Source organism: Tardiphaga sp. 619_E2_N8_4, assembly GCF_051810905.1.
Taxonomy (GTDB): Bacteria; Pseudomonadota; Alphaproteobacteria; order Rhizobiales; family Xanthobacteraceae; genus Tardiphaga; species Tardiphaga robiniae.
This window is the reverse complement of record NZ_JBPWQJ010000001.1, coordinates 235188-248737: the sequence shown is the minus strand read 5'-3', so window position 1 is coordinate 248737 and position 13550 is coordinate 235188. Positions and strand designations below refer to the sequence as shown.

Here is a 13550-nt window from a genome sequence, read left to right as displayed (position 1 = left end):
GGATTCTCGGGGAGCCGTTGACTAAGCTTCGCGCAAAGGCGGGAGACGCGGGCTCGGTGAGCGTCACGGATATCCACGCTCATCGGGGGGATGGATGGCGGGCGCGGCGATCGACGATATTCTGCTGAACATCAGTCCGGGTGGCCAGATGGCGCTCGGCATCGTGCTGGCGCTGATCATGTATGGCGTCGCGCTCGATCTTCGCGTCGCCGATTTCGTCGATGTGTTCCGACGTCCGGCGGCGCCGCTCGCGGGGCTCGCCGCGCAACTGATCCTGCTGCCGGCGGTCACATGGGCGATCACCATGGTGTTGAAGCCGCAGCCCTCCATCGCGCTTGGCATGATGGTGGTGGCGGCCTGTCCCGGCGGCAACATCTCCAATCTCATCACCCATATGGCGCGGGGCAACACCGCGCTGTCGGTGTCGATGACCGGCATCTCCAGCCTGCTTGCGTCCGTCACGACGCCGTTGAACATCCTGTTCTGGGCTGGGCTCAATCCGCAAACCGCCGCACTGCTGCGCCAGGTGAGCGTCGATCCCGTCTCGTTTATCGGATCGACCGTGCTGCTGCTCGGCGTGCCGATGGTTGCCGGTCTGCTCACGGTGCGTCATCTGCCGGGGCTGGCCGACCGTCTGCGCCGGCCGCTGCAGATCCTGTCTTTCGTGTTCCTGATCGGATTTATTTTGGCCGCAACCGTCACCAACTGGCGCTACATCTCGGTGTTCTCGACCTCGGTGCTGCCATTCGTCGTGCTGCATAACGCGATCGCCGTCGCACTCGGCTGGGGCGTCGCGAAGATCCTTGGGCTCAGCGACTACGACACCCGCGCGCTCACCATCGAAGTCAGCATGCATAATTCCGGCCTGGGGCTGGCGCTGATCCTCACGCAATTCGACGGCCTTGGCGGGGCTGCGCTGGTCGCCGCTGGCTGGGGAGTCTGGCACCTCGTCTCCGGCTGGGCGCTGGCGGCCTGGTGGAAACGGCGCGATCCGCATCCGGCACGCATTGAAGGTGCTGCATGAGCGACGCGATGGCGAATAGCGGCGTGCTGATCACCGGCGCGGCAGGCTTCATTGGTAGTGCTTTGCTGCGCGCACTCGCGGCCGGTGGCGACGGGCCGGTGACAGCGCTCGATCTGCGCGAGGTGCCGCCACAACAGCGCCTCGACGGCGTAGCCTATGAGCACGGCGACATTCGCGATCCCGGCTTGAAGGATGTCATCGCCCGCGTGAAACCCCGTACGGTGGTGCATCTGGCTTCGGTCGTTGCCGTCGGCGGCGACGACCGGCGCGACTATGAGATCGACGTGCTGGGCACGCGCAATGTGCTGGAAGCCTGTCTCGCGGCTGGTGTTGGCCACCTCATCGTCACCTCGAGCGGCGCGGCCTATGGCTATCACGCCGACAATCCCGTCCCATTGCGCGAGGCCGATCCGCTGCGCGGTAACGAGGATTTCCCTTATGCGCGCAACAAGCGCGAGGTCGAGGAGATGCTGGCGCGCTGGCGTAGCGATCATCCGCAATTGCGGCAGACCGTGTTTCGCCCCTGCACGGTGCTGGGGCCAACCACGAACAACCAGATCACTGCATTGTTCGAGCGCCCTGTTGTCACCGGCCTCAGTGGCACCGCAACGCCGTTCTCGCTGATCGCCGATTCCGATGTGGTGGCGGCACTGGCGCAGGCCGTGCACACTGGCAAGGGCGGCATCTATAATCTCGCCGGCGATGGTACGCTCAGCCTGCGCGAGATTGCGCAGCTAAATGGCAAGCCGTTCATTCCAATTCCGCCCGCGGTGATGAAGGGCGCGCTGTGGTTGCTCCATGCGTTCGGGCTGACCAAGTTGACACCGCAGAATGTCAAATTCATCCAGTATCGTCCGGTACTCGACAACACCCGGCTCAAATCCGAATTCGGATATTCGCCCAAGCTTGATGCGCGCGCCGTGTTCGAACGCTATCGCGACGAGCGCCCGGAGCCGATGTCATGACTTTCCTTGTCATCGGCGTCGGTCCCGCAGGTCTTGCCGCAATCCAGAGTCTGAAGGCCGCTGGCCATGCTGTGGAAGCCGTCGAGCAGAATGCCGATGTCGGCGGGCAGTGGCTGTATGGCGCGGCGCCGAGCGCAGTCTACGCCTCGACGCATCTGATCTCGTCGAAGCGCACCACGGCCTTTGCGGATTTCCCGATGCCGGAGGACTGGCCGGCCTATCCGGGCCATCGCCAAGTGCTGGATTATCTGCAGAGCTATGCCCGGCATTTCGATCTCTATCCGCTGATCCGCTTCAACACCGGCGTGCGCAGCCTGACGCGGCAGGAAAGTGGATGGCACGCTGCTTTCAGCGACGGCACGTCGGCAGACTATGCCGGCGTCATCATCGCCAATGGCCATCTCAGCGATCCCCTGATCCCCAAAACGTCAGGCACCTTTGATGGCCCACTGATGCATGCCAAGGACTACAAGACCGCCGATATCTTCACCGGCCAGCGCGTGCTGGTGGTGGGCATGGGCAATACCGGCTGCGACATTGTCGTGGATGCGATCCATCGCGCGGATAAGGTGTTGTGGAGCGTGCGCGGCGGCAATCATTTCGTGCCGAAATTCCTCGCTGGCAAGCCGGCGGACGAAGGCAATCACAAGCCGAAGCGCTTCATCATCCCGAAGAACCTGCGCTCAAGGCTGCACGAGCCGATCCTGCGCTTCATCGTCGGCGCGCCGGAGCGTTTCGGTCTGCCCAAGCCGCAGCACCGGCTCTATGACCGCACGCCGATCGTCAATTCGCTGGTGCTTCAGCATCTCGGCCAGGGCGATGTCGGTTTGCGCAAGCCGGTCCGCGAATTCAACGGCAAGTTGGTCGTGTTTGCCGATGGCCGCTGCGACGAGGTCGATCTGGTGCTGCTCGCGACCGGCTACCGGATCACGTTTCCGTTCCTCGGCGATCTCCGTGCACTCGATTGGCAGGAGGCAATCGGCGCGCCGCGGCTGTTCATGAACATGTTTCCGTCGGAGGATAACGGTCTGTATGTCGCCGGGCTGCTGGAGGGCGCCGGCGTGGGCTGGGAAGGGCGTGCATTGCAGGCCCGCGTGATCGCAGCCTATCTCGCGGCCAAGGCCGCGCGGCCGGATGCGGCAGCAGCGCTGCGGCAGGAGATCACGCAATGGTTCGCGCAACCGCCACGGCGGGACGGCGGCGAACACGGACTGTTTGTCGATTTTCTGACTTACAAGCGAGATCTGCAGCGCGCGCTGGCCCGGTTGAGTTGACACGTGAGGGGTCTATAAGTTGCCCCGAACCATTCCAGCGGAGGACATCATGGGAACATCGATCAGCTTCAAGCGCCCCGACGGCAAGGAAGCCAAAGGCTATCTCGCCAATGCCCAGGCCGGCAACGCGCCGGGCGTCGTCGTGATCCAGGAATGGTGGGGTCTGCAGGAGCAGATCAAGGGCCTGGCCGATCGTCTCGCGCTGGCCGGCTTCGATGCGCTGGCGCCTGATCTCTATAATGGCGTGGTCGTGCCCTATCACGACACGGACGCTGCCGGCAAAGAAATGAACTCGCTCGATTTCATGGACGCCACCACGCAGACCGTGCGCGGCGCGGCGCAATATCTGTCGCGCAACGGCGCCAAGGTCGGCCTTACCGGCTTCTGCCTCGGCGGAGCGGTGACCATCATCGGTTCGTGCAAGATCCCCGAATTGAAGGCCGCCGTGGCGTTCTATGGCATCCCGCCGGAGCAGGCCGCGAAGCCCGCCGACGTGCAGGTGCCGCTGCAGGGCCACTTCGCCAATCGCGATGACTGGTGCACGCCGGAAGTCGTCGACAATTTCGAGAAGGGCCTCAAGGCCGCCGGCAAGTCCGCCGAATTCTTCCGCTATGATGCCGACCACGCCTTCGTCAACGAACAGCGCGTCAGCGTACATGACCGCGAAGCCGCCGAACTCGCCTGGGGCCGCGCGACGGCGTTCTTCAAGAAGCACCTGGGCTGAGGTCCTATGATCGGATGCTGATCCGCAGAGCACGACCCGATGAAGCGGCCGAGATATGCGATGTCTTGCGCCGCTCCATCGCCGAGCTCTGCGGCGCCGATCATCATGACGATCCGGCGATCCTGCAGAGGTGGCTCGACAACAAGACGCCGGCGGTGGTCGGGGGCTGGATTGCCCATCCGGACAATTTCGTTCTCGTCGCGGTCGAGGAAGAAACAGTGCTCGCCGTCGGCATCGGCAGACACGATGGCGAGATTACGTGCAACTACGTCTCGCCGGATGCCCGGTTCCGGGGCGTTAGCAAGGCGATGCTGGCACAGCTTGAGGCGACCGCACGGGACCATGGCAACGATGTCTGCAATCTGATCAGCACCGAGACAGCACATCGCCTGTATCTGTCTGCCGGCTATGAAGACTGCGGAGTGCCGCAGGGAAAATTCGGCACGACGTCATCCTTTCCCATGCTGAAGCGGCTCACCGGTGAATCTCACACATCGTGATGCATAGCCGCGTGGCAGCTTGATGCGACAGGCCCGACCCTGTAGGTCGAGGCCAATGACATCCGACTACACCATTTCCGATTTGCGCCAGCAGGCCGACTTCTTCGACATCGTCGCCGATCGGATCTGGCAGGCGTGGTGGAGGCGTCATGGCGTGCCCGAGGCCTATATCGTCGAGCGACTGCGCGAGAACATGCAGGGGACCGACCTGCCGATCGCGCTGGTGGCGCATCGTGGGCCAGACTTTCTCGGAACGGCGTCGCTGCTGGTGTCCGATCTCGACGAGCGCCCGCAATATACGCCCTGGGTGGCGGCAGTCTCGACCGAGCCCGATGCCCGCAAACAGGGCATCGCCCCGGCGCTGATCGAGCGGGCCTGCCTGGAGGCCTTCTCCCGGGGGCATGCCCGGGTCTATCTTTGCGCTGCCCCGCCACGTCGGGCCTGGTACGAGAGCATCGGCTGGACCCCGATCGAGGACGGTGTCGGGGCGTTCAAACTGACGGTATTCGTCCGGGAGCGTCCGGGGGCCGTTTAGTCCCTTGACCTTCCGGGCCGGCCATGGTGATTTGCCGGCCATGAGCACCCCTGTCCGCAACAGCCGTCGTTGGTGGCGCACCTCCTGAAGAGGTGGTCGGTGCGATTTGCTTATTTTCAATCGTCGAAGGCCGCCATCGCAGTGCGACGGCCTTTGCTTGTTTGTTCTGTGTGGCGCCCCCTCCGGCATGTTTCCTAAGAGGACACCATGAACAGGACTGTGTTTTCGCTCCCCGCTGACAGCGCCTACAAGACCCACGCGGGTCTCTCCGTGGCGCGCCATGTCGATTATTTCACCGGCGGCACCGCGCTGGACGATCTGATCGTCCGGCTCGACCAGCGCCGCGGCGTGGTGCTGTCGTCGGGCACCACGGTGCCCGGCCGCTATGAGAGCTTCGATCTCGGTTTCGCCGATCCGCCGCTGCTGCTGGAAACCACCGGGACGGATTTCACGCTGACGGCGCTGAACAAGCGTGGGCAGGTGTTGATCGCCTTCCTTGCCGACACGCTGCAGGATCCCTGTATCGCGCTCGACGGGCGGACGATGTCGAAGCTCAAGGGCCACATCATCCGCGGCGAGGCGCCGGTCGAGGAAGACCAGCGCACCCGCCGCGCCAGCGTGATGTCGCTGGTGCGCGACATGGTCGCGCAATTGTTCTCCTCGGACGATTCCCTGCTCGGGCTCTATGGCGCCTTCGCCTATGACCTCGTGTTCCAGATGGAAGACCTGAAGCAGAAGCGCGCGCGCGAGGCCGACCAGCGCGACATCGTGCTGTATCTGCCCGACACGCTGCTGGCCTATGACCGCGCTACCGGCCGCGGCGTGGTGATGTCCTATGACTTCACCTGGAAGGATCGCTCCACCGAGGGCCTGCCACGCGATACGCCCGACAGCGGCTACAACAAGGCGCCGCGCCAGGGCTTTGCGGATCACGCACCCGGCGAATATCAGCGCACAGTGGAGAATGCGCGTGCCGCCTTTGCGCGCGGCGATTTGTTCGAGGCGGTGCCCGGTCAGTTGTTCGCCGAGCCCTGCGAACGTTCGCCGGCGGAAGTGTTCCAGCGGCTATGTGTTATCAATCCGTCGCCCTATGGCGCGCTGATGAATCTCGGCGATGGCGAATTTCTCGTCGCTGCCTCGCCGGAAATGTTCGTGCGCTCCGACGGTCGCCGCGTCGAGACCTGTCCGATCTCTGGCACCATCGCGCGCGGCGTCGATGCCATTGGCGATGCCGAGCAGATCCGGCAGTTGCTGAATTCGGAGAAAGACGAATTCGAACTCAACATGTGCACCGACGTCGATCGTAACGACAAGGCGCGCGTCTGCGTGCCCGGCACGATCAAGGTGTTGGCGCGTCGGCAGATCGAGACCTACTCAAAACTGTTCCACACCGTCGATCATGTGGAAGGCATGCTGCGTCCGGGATTTGACGCGCTCGATGCGTTCCTGACCCATGCCTGGGCGGTGACCGTGACCGGCGCGCCGAAGCTCTGGGCGATGCAGTTCGTCGAGGACAATGAGCGCTCGTCGCGGCGTTGGTATGCCGGCGCCATTGGTGCCGTGTCATTCGATGGCGGCATCAATACCGGGATCACCATCCGTACGATCCGCATGAAGGACGGCCTCGCCGAAGTTCGCGTCGGCGCGACGCTGCTGTTCGATTCGGATCCCGTCGCCGAAGAGAAGGAATGCCAGACCAAGGCTGCAGCCCTGTTCCAGGCGCTGCGCGGCGATCCGCCGAAGCGGCTGTCGGCCTTCGCGCCGGATGCAACCGGTTCGGGCAAGAAGGTGCTGCTGATCGATCATGACGACAGTTTCGTGCATATGCTGGCGGATTATTTCCGTCAGGTCGGCGCGACCGTCAGCGTGGTTCGTCATGTCCATGCACAGACCGTCCTGAACCGCGAGAGTTTCGATCTGCTGGTGCTGTCGCCGGGGCCGGGACGTCCGGCCGATTTCGGCATAGGTAAGACACTCGATACCGCGCTGGCTAAGAAGCTGCCGGTGTTCGGTGTCTGTCTTGGCGTGCAGGCGATCGGTGAATATTTCGGCGGCGTGCTCGGCCAATTGGCGCAGCCGGCCCATGGACGGCCGTCGCGCGTGCAAGTGCGGGGCGGAAAGTTGATGAACGGTCTACCCAATGAAATCGTCATAGGCCGCTATCACTCGCTGTTCGTCGAGCAGGACAGCATGCCCGATGTGCTCACCGTGACGGCCTCGACCGAGGACGGTGTCGCCATGGCCATCGAACACAAGACGCTGCCGGTCGGCGGCGTGCAGTTTCATCCGGAATCGCTGATGTCGCTTGGCGGCGAGGTCGGCTTACGTATCGTCGAAAACGCATTTCGGTTGGGGCAACGCCCCAACTGATGTCCATCTGAAGAACCGAAAGACCCTGATGACACCCGAACTCGCGCACGATCTCAAAGCCTCCGTCCGCACCATTGTGGATTATCCGAAGCCGGGTATCCTGTTTCGCGACATCACCACATTGCTGGGTGATGCGCGCTCGTTCCGCCGCGCGGTGGATGAGCTGGTGCAGCCCTGGGCGGGGCTGAAGATCGACAAGGTCGCCGGCATGGAAGCGCGCGGCTTCATCATCGGCGGCGCGGTGGCGCATCAGTTGTCGGCAGGTTTCGTGCCGATCCGCAAGAAGGGCAAGCTGCCGCACACCACCGTGCGCATCGCTTACTCTCTCGAATACGGCATCGACGAGATGGAAGTGCATGCCGACGCCATCAAGCCCGGTGAGCGCGTGATCCTGGTGGACGATCTAATCGCCACCGGCGGCACCGCTGAAGGTGCGGTCAAACTGATGCGCCAGATCGGTGCTGAGGTGATGGCCGCCTGTTTCATCATCGACCTGCCGGATCTCGGCGGCGCCGCGAAACTGCGGGCGATGAATGTGCCGGTGCGCACGCTGATGACCTTCGACGGGCATTGATTGCCCGTCACGACCCCTGCAGCAAAAGTCCCAGCTCGATTTCCCGAAAGCTGAAATAATTCTTCCTGATCCACTGATGCAGCTCGGTCGATGAATCCTGCTCCGAGCGCAAATAGCCGGTGAAGGAGAAATTCAGCCGGTCGATATAGGTCTTGAGGAACACCGGCAGCGCCGCGATGCGCAGCATGCGGCCCTGCGCCAGCGCCACCGGGATTTCGCCGCGCAGCACGTGTTCGTTGTCGATCACATAGAGCGAATTGCGGGTGAACTGCTGCTGCAGCATCTCGTAGCCGCGCAATGAGGCGCGGTCGCTGTCGCCCATGAAGAACACGATGGGCGCCACACCGCGGCGTGCGGCTTCCTTGGCGAAACCGATCTCGCCGGTCATTTTGAAGAATTCGTCGAAGGCGAAATAGCCGAGGTCGATCACCTTGGCGACGTCGTCATTGATGATGAGCCGGTCCATCAGCGACATCTTGCCAAATGTGTCGCCGATATTGGCGGTCTCGGTCAGCTTCGGCAGGAAATCCAGCAGCGACGGTTCTTTCAGGCTGACATCGAAAGCGGTGACATCGCCGCGCTGCAGCTTCAGGAATTCGCATAACAGGCGCGCGACGAGGGTCTTGCCGACCATCGGTCGCGTCGAGCAGATGATATAAACGGGCGTGCGTCGCATCGGCGCAATATCAGGCGAATCCGACGCCGCTCCAATCGTTAAATGGACTTACTTCTCGCCGGGGCTGCGGGCGCCGGGCTTGTCGTGGACGATGTCGGTCAGCTTGATGCGGTCGAATTCGCTCCAGACATTGGCCAGCCAGTGCCGGACATAGCCGCGCAGCACGAACGAATAGTTCGCGGTCTCGTCATGCGGTCCCTTGTTGGCGACGAATTTCAGGAACGGCACGCTGGAGACTTCGACCTGCTCATAGGCCATTTCGTTCAGCTTCGGGATGGTGATCTCGGTGGCGCCCTTGATGCGGTGGAAATAGGAGTTGTAGGTCGCCTGGTCCCATTCGAAGAAGCTGGTGTTGTTGATGAAGTTCTTCACCAGGAAATACTTGGCACCGTCCATGAAGCCGGCGGTCTCGGCGATCTCGTCCAGCGAGGCGATCGACGGGCCGAGTATATGGAAAACGGCAAAGGTAATCTGGCCGGACTTGGCGGCATCGAGGAAGCCGATGTCACGCAGATCGGCCAGCGCCCGCGACAGCAGGCCTGCGCGGACGTCGATCACGGTCACCGAGGGCGACGCGCTGTTGAGCGTATCGAAGATCTTCATCTGGTCGGACGTGGTCGTCATGTCGACGATTTCGGTGATGTCCGAATGGAACCGCTTCAGCGTGCCGCGCGGCGCTTCGGTGTCGAAAGCGCGCGTCGGGACGTTGTTGGCGCTGAAATAGTCCAGAACCGTCCGCGAAACCGTGGTCTTGCCGACCCCACCCTTGTCCGCGCCGACGACAATCACTGCTGGCTTCGCCATGGAATTCCTTTGCCGCTTTCAACTGGAGCATCCGCGCGATGGAGATTCGCGCGCCGGAGAACACTACCCGATGCCTGCTTTGGGCGCGAACATGGCAGAAACAAGGGGGATTTCAATCGCTGAAAGATATGGCCCACGGAAATCATCGGGAAATTCTCCATATTTGGTCGCGGGCATTGTTTTCCGCATTACGGCTACCCGACCGGGCTTGCAGGTGCCGGGCTCCCCGGCGGCGCTCACCACACCGTGATTGATGCGATGCACAAAATAGATTGCAGCCTAATCGATAGGGTCCTATCTAATTTCCATGCCCCACTCCCAAGCGCATATCCAGGCCGAACTGGGCCTGCTGGTTGCGCGACTGGCACGGGTCTGGCGCCGTAAGGCTGACCAGACCCTGTCGGCGCATGGCCTGTCCGAAGCCACGGCCCATCCGCTGCTGATCCTGTCCCGCGCCGGTCGCGAGAACGTGCGTCAGGGCGTGCTCGCCGACGAAATGGGGCTCGAAGGTCCATCGGTGGTCCGGCTGATCGACCTGCTGGCCGCCGAAGGGCTCGTCGAGCGCCGCGAGGACCCGACCGACCGCCGCGCCAAGGTCTTGCACCTGACCCCGCTTGGCGAAGCCAAGGCCGAAGAGATCAGGCGGGTGATGCGGCGGCTGCGCGGTGACCTGATGAAAGGGATCGCGCCCGATGAACTCGCTATTGCCTTCGATGTGCTCGGACGGATCGAGCAATCGGCCAATCGCCTGTATGAGGCCGCCGAGGAGGCGGACGTACTGCCATGACTTCCGCTGCTGCCCAACCGCCGTTTCTCGTCCGCCACGCCGATATCATCTTCTCCGTGAAAACCTTCATCGCCGGCATGATGGCGCTGCTGATCGGTTTCGCGATGGATCTGCCGCGGCCCTACTGGGCGCTGGCCACGGTCTATATCGCCTCGCAGCCGCTGGCCGGCGCCACGCGTTCGAAGGCGCTGTTTCGCGTCATCGGCACGCTGGTTGGGGCTTCGGCCAGCGTGGTGCTGGTGCCGAACTTGGTCAATTCGCCGGAACTGCTGAGTCTCGCCATCGCGCTGTGGGTCGGTCTCTGTCTTTATGTGTCGCTGCTGGACAGGACGCCGCGCGGCTACATGTTCATGCTGGCAGGCTATACCTGCGCGCTGATCAGCTTTCCCTCGGTCAACGAACCCGCAGCCATCTTCGATACCGCCGTGGCGCGCAGCGAGGAGATCATTGTCGGCATCCTGTGTGCCACACTGGTCTCCACGATCCTGTTGCCGCGCAGCGTCGGCCCCGCGGTTGCAACGCGGGTCGATAGCTGGCTCGCCGGTGCGCGCAAGCTGACCCAAGACGTGCTGGCCGGCCGCAGTGCCGATCCGGCCACGCGCGATCTGCGCCTCAAGCTCGCCGCCGATGCCGTCGATATCGATACGCTCGCCGATCATCTGGCCTATGATCGGCTCGGCGGACGCGAGACCTCACGCTGGATGCGTGCCCTGCGCACGCGCATGCTGACATTCCTGCCGCTGCTGTCATCCATGGGCGATCGCATCGACGCGCTGGGCGAAGACGCGCGGACGACCTCACCGCAATTGATGGCGCTGATCGTCGACGTCTCCGCCTGGATTGCTGACAACAGCACCGACCGTGAACTCGCCGAGCGGCTGCGCAGCATGATCGCCGCGCAGCAGCCGAAGCTGAGCGCGTCGTCGTCATGGACCGAAATCATGATCGCGAGCCTACTGATGCGGATGCGCGAGCTCGTCGATATCTCAGCGGATTGCCGGGTCCTCAATCAGGCGATTGCCGAAGGCGGCCGTCCGCCGGGCGCGAAACTCGCCTTTCAGGCTGAAGCCGGTGTGGCCCCGGTGCGGCATGTCGATCACGGCATGGCGCTATGGTCCGCAGCAGGCGTATTCGTGACCATCCTCGTCTGCTGCGCGTTCTGGATCGCCACCGGCTGGACCGATGGCGCGACAGCACCGACCATGGCGGCTGTCGGCTGCTCGTTCTTCGCCAGCATGGATGATCCCGCGGTGGGGTTGCGCGGCTTTGCCAAATGGACGCTGGCCGCGATGGTGATCATCGCGCTCTATCTGTTCGCGATCCTGCCGGCCATCACCGATGTCGAAGTGCTGGTCGCCGTGCTGGCGCCGCCGTTCCTGCTGTTTGGCTATCTCATCGCACGCCCCGCCACCTTCTTCATCGGCATGCTGCTGGCGGCGAATACCGCGACGCTGATGGCGTTGCAGACGACTTACAATGCCGACTTCGCAAGTTTCGCCAATTCCAGCGTGGCTTTCTTCGTCGGTACTGAACTGTCGGTCATCTCGATCCAGTTGATCCGCTCAGTCGGCTCCGAATGGAGTGTGAAGCGGCTGATGCGGCGCGGCTGGATCGCCATCGCGCAGGCTGCCGAACAGCGCGGCAATCGTGACCGCGCGGCCTTTGCCGGGCTGATGCTGAACCGCATCGGCCTTCTGGCGCCACGGCTGACGGCGCTGAAGGATTCACCGCTGCGTGCTGTCGACAACCTGCGCGAATTGCGCGTCGGGCTGAATATCGTCGATCTGCGCCGGGCGCGTCATCATCTGTCGTCACCGACGCTCAATGCGATGGACACGATGCTAGACGAACTGGCCGCGAGCTTCCGCAACTACAAAGGCGGTGCAATGCCCGAACCACTGCTAGCGAAAGTCGATCACGCGCTGTCGGAAGCCATGGGCGAACGCGGGGCAGGGCGCGAGGATGCGCTGATCGGGCTCGTTGGCATTCGCCGTGGTCTGTTCCCGACCGCACCCGCCTATCTGCCCGAATCGGGGCTTTGTGCCGGGAGTGTGGCCGCATGAGATATGAAATCGATCTGTTCGGTGTGCTGTTGCCATCGCTGATGCTGTGGCTAGTCATCACTTACGCCATCGGCGCGCTGCTGCGCCCGTTGATCGAGCACTCCGGCCTCTATCGCTATGTCTGGCACCGCGCGCTGTTCGATCTTGCTCTGTATGTCTGCCTGCTGGGCGGCGTCGTCTATTTATCCTCCGGATTGCTGTCATGAAAAACGCTGTGAGTTTCGTTCGTCGTTTCGCTGTCACCGCACTGGCCGTCGTCGCCGCGCTCGCCGTGGGGCGCTATCTCTGGGTCTATTACATGGATGCGCCATGGACCCGCGACGGCCGCGTGCGCGCCGATGTGGTGACCGTGGCGCCGGATGTCTCGGGATTCGTTACCGAGATTCTGGTGAAGGACAATCAGAAAGTGGCCCGCGGCGATGTCATCATGCGGATTGACCGCGCGCGTTTCGCGCTGGCGCTGCAGCAGGCCGAAGCCGTCGTCGCCGGCCGTACGGCCAGCCTTGAGCAGGCCGATCTCGATCTGAAGCGCTATAAGGATCTGACGACGGCCGCCGTCTCGCAGCAGAAGCAGGAGCAGGTGCTTGCAACGCAGCTGCTGGCCAAGGCGTCGCTGGATCAGGCCATTGCCGATCGGGCCGTGGCGCAGCTCAATCTCGATCGCAGCGAGGTTCACGCGCCCGTCTCGGGCGTGATCTCCAACATGGACCTGCGCCCCGGTACCTATGTCACTGCCGGCAAGGGCGTGATGGCATTGGTCGATACGTCGAGCCTGCATGTGGACGGCTATTTCGAGGAAACCAAGCTCTCGCGCATTCACGTCGGCGATCCCGTCCATATTCACTTGATGGGCGATGCCGCCAAGCTTACCGGCCATGTCGAGAGCGTCGCCGCCGGCATCGAGGATCGTGACCGTGCGGAGGGCAGCAATTTGCTGGCCAATGTGACGCCGACTTTCAGTTGGGTCCGTCTCGCCCAGCGCGTGCCGGTGCGCATCGCGCTCGACGCTGTTCCGGCAGGTACGACGCTGGTCGCGGGCCGCACGGCGACGGTGGAGATTTTGCCGGGCAACGGGACGGCGATTGCGAAGGTGAACTGACGAAGCTCATACTCACAGTCTGTCATCCCCGCGAAGGCGGGGATCCATACACACTGTAGTCTCGTCGATCGCAGTTGGGAGAGACCTTCACTTCAGCGGAGAGGATGGAGGTTATGGGTCCCCGCCTTCGCGGGGACGACAGTAGAGTTGTTCGT

At 63.1% G+C, this 13550-nt stretch carries 14 protein-coding genes; 12 read left to right on the top strand and 2 right to left on the bottom strand.

The features are described 5' to 3' along the window. The first annotated feature begins 94 nt into the window (after positions 1-94). The 8 genes from AB8A23_RS01205 (at position 95) to AB8A23_RS01170 (ending at position 7966) form a co-directional block, all read left to right on the top strand. Entirely contained in the window at positions 95-1024 is a 930-nt protein-coding gene (locus AB8A23_RS01205; protein WP_315840559.1) for a bile acid:sodium symporter family protein, read from the top strand. Next, positions 1021-1989, top strand: a complete 969-nt coding sequence (locus AB8A23_RS01200) for an SDR family oxidoreductase (protein ID WP_439057119.1) — start codon at positions 1021-1023, stop codon at positions 1987-1989. Before AB8A23_RS01205 ends, AB8A23_RS01200 begins: the two co-directional genes overlap by 4 nt. Further along, positions 1986-3263: a flavin-containing monooxygenase gene (locus AB8A23_RS01195; protein ID WP_439057120.1), complete on the top strand. Its 1278-nt coding sequence runs from the start codon at positions 1986-1988 to the stop codon at positions 3261-3263. Before AB8A23_RS01200 ends, AB8A23_RS01195 begins: the two co-directional genes overlap by 4 nt. Positions 3264-3312: 49 nt before the next feature. Further along, a complete protein-coding gene (locus AB8A23_RS01190; protein WP_068733116.1) occupies positions 3313-3987 on the top strand; it encodes a dienelactone hydrolase family protein in 675 nt (224 codons plus the stop codon). 65 nt (positions 3988-4052) lie between these two features. Beyond that, a complete protein-coding gene (locus AB8A23_RS01185; protein ID WP_439057121.1) occupies positions 4053-4487 on the top strand; it encodes a GNAT family N-acetyltransferase in 435 nt (144 codons plus the stop codon). Positions 4488-4542: 55 nt separating this feature from the next. Next, positions 4543-5022, top strand: a complete 480-nt coding sequence (locus AB8A23_RS01180; RefSeq protein WP_439057122.1) for a GNAT family N-acetyltransferase — start codon at positions 4543-4545, stop codon at positions 5020-5022. A gap of 207 nt (positions 5023-5229) precedes the next feature. Continuing rightward, the gene (locus AB8A23_RS01175; protein ID WP_439057123.1) at positions 5230-7392 is read left to right on the top strand and encodes an anthranilate synthase component I; all 2163 of its coding nucleotides are present in this window, start codon (positions 5230-5232) and stop codon (positions 7390-7392) included. Positions 7393-7420: 28 nt separating this feature from the next. Next, complete coding sequence (locus tag AB8A23_RS01170) at positions 7421-7966, top strand: adenine phosphoribosyltransferase (protein WP_068733118.1); 546 nt, start codon at positions 7421-7423, stop codon at positions 7964-7966. 7 nt (positions 7967-7973) lie between these two features. Here the strand turns inward: AB8A23_RS01170 and AB8A23_RS01165 are convergent, their stop codons facing one another. Beyond that, positions 7974-8642, bottom strand: coding sequence for a hypothetical protein (locus AB8A23_RS01165; RefSeq protein WP_439057124.1), 669 nt, complete (start codon positions 8640-8642; stop codon positions 7974-7976). Between the two features lie 48 nt (positions 8643-8690). Next, on the bottom strand, positions 8691-9446 hold the full coding sequence (locus AB8A23_RS01160) for a hypothetical protein (protein WP_089262507.1): 756 nt from the start codon (positions 9444-9446) through the stop codon (positions 8691-8693). A 307-nt stretch (positions 9447-9753) separates the two neighbouring features. Between AB8A23_RS01160 and AB8A23_RS01155 the strand changes: the two genes are divergently transcribed. Genes AB8A23_RS01155 through AB8A23_RS01140 form a run of 4 tightly spaced genes read left to right on the top strand, consistent with a single transcriptional unit; the run spans position 9754 to position 13395 of the window. Next, entirely contained in the window at positions 9754-10233 is a 480-nt protein-coding gene (locus AB8A23_RS01155; protein WP_439057125.1) for a MarR family winged helix-turn-helix transcriptional regulator, read from the top strand. Then, positions 10230-12296 carry an FUSC family protein gene (locus AB8A23_RS01150; RefSeq protein ID WP_439057126.1) on the top strand — a complete coding sequence of 689 codons (2067 nt, stop codon included), beginning with the start codon at positions 10230-10232 and terminating at the stop codon, positions 12294-12296. The genes AB8A23_RS01155 and AB8A23_RS01150 overlap by 4 nt, the downstream gene beginning before the upstream one ends. Next, positions 12293-12502 (top strand): DUF1656 domain-containing protein, encoded by a 210-nt coding sequence (locus tag AB8A23_RS01145; protein ID WP_439057127.1) that lies wholly within the window; start codon positions 12293-12295, stop codon positions 12500-12502. The genes AB8A23_RS01150 and AB8A23_RS01145 overlap by 4 nt, the downstream gene beginning before the upstream one ends. After that, a complete protein-coding gene (locus AB8A23_RS01140; protein WP_439057128.1) occupies positions 12499-13395 on the top strand; it encodes an efflux RND transporter periplasmic adaptor subunit in 897 nt (298 codons plus the stop codon). Before AB8A23_RS01145 ends, AB8A23_RS01140 begins: the two co-directional genes overlap by 4 nt. Positions 13396-13550: the final 155 nt, after the last annotated feature.

Excerpts from the sequence above, each read along its gene's own strand:
- AB8A23_RS01180 (WP_439057122.1), top strand. The coding sequence starts at position 4,543 with ATGACATCCGACTACACCATTTCCGATTTGCGCCAGCAGGCCGACTTC.
- AB8A23_RS01150 (WP_439057126.1), top strand. The coding sequence starts at position 10,230 with ATGACTTCCGCTGCTGCCCAACCGCCGTTTCTCGTCCGCCACGCCGAT.
- AB8A23_RS01155 (WP_439057125.1), top strand. The coding sequence starts at position 9,754 with ATGCCCCACTCCCAAGCGCATATCCAGGCCGAACTGGGCCTGCTGGTT.
- AB8A23_RS01200 (WP_439057119.1), top strand. The coding sequence starts at position 1,021 with ATGAGCGACGCGATGGCGAATAGCGGCGTGCTGATCACCGGCGCGGCA.
- AB8A23_RS01165 (WP_439057124.1), bottom strand. The coding sequence starts at position 8,642 with ATGCGACGCACGCCCGTTTATATCATCTGCTCGACGCGACCGATGGTC.
- AB8A23_RS01195 (WP_439057120.1), top strand. The coding sequence starts at position 1,986 with ATGACTTTCCTTGTCATCGGCGTCGGTCCCGCAGGTCTTGCCGCAATC.
- AB8A23_RS01175 (WP_439057123.1), top strand. The coding sequence starts at position 5,230 with ATGAACAGGACTGTGTTTTCGCTCCCCGCTGACAGCGCCTACAAGACC.
- AB8A23_RS01160 (WP_089262507.1), bottom strand. The coding sequence starts at position 9,446 with ATGGCGAAGCCAGCAGTGATTGTCGTCGGCGCGGACAAGGGTGGGGTC.
- AB8A23_RS01205 (WP_315840559.1), top strand. The coding sequence starts at position 95 with ATGGCGGGCGCGGCGATCGACGATATTCTGCTGAACATCAGTCCGGGT.
- AB8A23_RS01140 (WP_439057128.1), top strand. The coding sequence starts at position 12,499 with ATGAAAAACGCTGTGAGTTTCGTTCGTCGTTTCGCTGTCACCGCACTG.
- AB8A23_RS01170 (WP_068733118.1), top strand. The coding sequence starts at position 7,421 with ATGACACCCGAACTCGCGCACGATCTCAAAGCCTCCGTCCGCACCATT.
- AB8A23_RS01190 (WP_068733116.1), top strand. The coding sequence starts at position 3,313 with ATGGGAACATCGATCAGCTTCAAGCGCCCCGACGGCAAGGAAGCCAAA.
- AB8A23_RS01145 (WP_439057127.1), top strand. The coding sequence starts at position 12,293 with ATGAGATATGAAATCGATCTGTTCGGTGTGCTGTTGCCATCGCTGATG.